Origin of the sequence: Acetobacter pasteurianus subsp. pasteurianus LMG 1262 = NBRC 106471, from assembly GCF_000285275.1 — a bacterium.
Taxonomy (GTDB): Bacteria; Pseudomonadota; Alphaproteobacteria; order Acetobacterales; family Acetobacteraceae; genus Acetobacter; species Acetobacter pasteurianus.
In genome coordinates, this window is record NZ_CADO01000110.1 from 1 (window position 1) to 2,119 (window position 2,119).

Genomic DNA, 2,119 nt, shown 5'->3' on the forward strand with positions numbered 1-2,119 from the left:
CGGTCATCCACATCGCTGCCGCAGCAGACTGGATCAAGCCCTAACAGGCCCTAGTCTGAGCCGGATGAAATGCTGAGGCAATGGAAAACGAATTTCATCAAACTTCAGAACATCCCGGGTGCGCAGAACACACTGATTTAAGGCGTATCAGAACCAATCCTGACTTCTGGTATCCCGTTGCATGGTCCCGTGAATTGAGAAGGGAGAAAGCAATCGATGTCCGGTTTGCCGGACGTCATATCGTTGTTGTCCGTCCAAAGAGCGGCGCACCTTACGCGTTGGACGGGCTATGCCCTCACCGGCAGGTTCTTTTGGGCAAAGGCGACGTGCATGGTGACGCAATAAGCTGCATCGCTCATGGTCTGAGATATAACAGGGACGGCCAGTGTGTTTCGTCCGATATCTCTGCCGAGGCACAATGTCTGCATCTCAGGACCTGGGCCTGCCGGGAAAAAGATGGGCTCATTTTTGTTTTCATGGGGGAGCAGTCTCTCGCGGACAAGACCCCGCTTCCTGACTTTCCAAGAGTAAGGGACAAGCGTTACCGCACGCGCCGCTTCGGTAAGGTCGTGAACTGTCATTACAGTTTCATGCATGAAAACCTGATGGATATGAATCATCAGGTTCTGCACAGTCGCCTTGTCGGCAAAATGAAGCCTCGATTTCTGGGAATGGATCACGGTGATGGTTTTGTCGAGGCCCGCTATACGTTTGCACGAACGGCTGGCAAGCAGCCTCTGAGCGAGGCTTTGATCTACGGCCAGCGACGTCACGACGGCCGCGATTTTGCCTATCGTGACGTCATGATCATCAGGACACAATATCCCTATCAGAGTCTGCGTATTGAAACGCAGGGGATTGAGGAACCCGTGATGGAATTGTGGATCTCATATGTCCCGCAGGACCGTGACGAGCTGACCAACCGTGTCTTCGGGCTGTTATCGATCAAACGATTGAAAATTCCTTTTTTACTGGATCTGGCGTGGCCAATACTGGTCGCCTTCACGGAGCGTGTCTTCTTTGAAGATCGTGAGATCGTCGAAATGGAGCAGGCTGCATGGAAAGATCTCGGTGGCGACCATAATCAGGAAGTCTTTCCGGTTATCAATCAACTTCGTGATCTGCTCAGACGATGTGGTCATGTGCCGGATGGCGCGGGGAAGGCAGTGCCATGAGGCCGCCATTTATCCGACCGCCTTCCCTTGTTCTCCATCCTTTGCTTGAAAAAATTATTCTCCTCGCACCCAACCGCACCTGTGTTCTTGCTTTCCTGGGGCAGAATGACTTTTTACCCGAAGAGGAACAATTGCAGCGGAATGGGTATGAGCTGTTCCAGATGATGGTTGCCGATTTACCAACTGTACATCAGGAACGCGGCAACCATCTGGAAGCACATTTCAGGCCACTACTGAATGCGGCCATGGAGATGGTCATGACGTTGCCCGACATGCCCGAAAACACATCCGGCACGTATTACGCGCAAGCCTATATTGCGGTTCAGAATCTGATCGGCGCGCAGAAAGCCGCAATGAGCATGTATTGTCGTGCATAGGATTGGAGGAGACGGCTCTTGAATAACGTCGTGAATTATCCTGTTCAAAGCGGGGCCGCCAGATCCTATCTGGCGGCAAAAAATCTCACCAAAGAGCAATGCCGCTTTATCCTCTCCCTTCCGATAAATGGCGATTACGGCGTGCCTGAAACGGACCGAGGCAGCATTCGCGCATCATTGATATTGATGGGATATGTGGCTGCCGGATTTTCCACGCGGTGGGGCTGTGCGGCCGCACGCCTTACGCGTAGAGGATGCATCATGCATCGAAAGTTGATTTCAGGCGATATTTTCTAATGGAATCAAATAGCAGCCTGAAAGGACGGAAGTGACGATAACCATCTGAGGGGCGGCCCAAATGTAGAGCCCAAAAACTGCGTAACAATCTACTCTAGGATTGATAAATAGATCAGGACGCAACGTCCGCTTTGCGCACGTTCTCGCGATCGTTCTAATGACCGAGATAAAGGCGACTGCCGCTAGTCTGCTTAATTCTTGAAGCCGACAGGCAGATTTGGGGGGGAAGCTGAATGTCGGCTGTCAGGCATGAAAATCTGACCTGACCGA

The 2,119-nt window shown here is 52.0% G+C and carries 3 protein-coding genes; all 3 read left to right on the forward strand.

What is annotated here, in order from left to right; translation table 11 throughout:
• The first annotated feature begins 80 nt into the window (after window positions 1-80).
• From APA10_RS11705 to APA10_RS11715, 3 genes are read left to right on the forward strand one after another with little or no spacing between them, the layout of a single operon-like run.
• Window positions 81-1,175 (forward strand): Rieske 2Fe-2S domain-containing protein, encoded by a 1,095-nt coding sequence (locus APA10_RS11705; RefSeq protein WP_004450096.1) that lies wholly within the window; start codon window positions 81-83, stop codon window positions 1,173-1,175.
• Window positions 1,172-1,552: a hypothetical protein gene (locus APA10_RS11710; RefSeq protein ID WP_233419909.1), complete on the forward strand. Its 381-nt coding sequence runs from the start codon at window positions 1,172-1,174 to the stop codon at window positions 1,550-1,552. The genes APA10_RS11705 and APA10_RS11710 overlap by 4 nt, the downstream gene beginning before the upstream one ends.
• An 18-nt stretch (window positions 1,553-1,570) precedes the next feature.
• The gene (locus APA10_RS11715) at window positions 1,571-1,849 is read left to right on the forward strand and encodes a hypothetical protein (protein ID WP_233419910.1); all 279 of its coding nucleotides are present in this window, start codon (window positions 1,571-1,573) and stop codon (window positions 1,847-1,849) included.
• The last annotated feature ends 270 nt before the right edge of the window (window positions 1,850-2,119 follow it).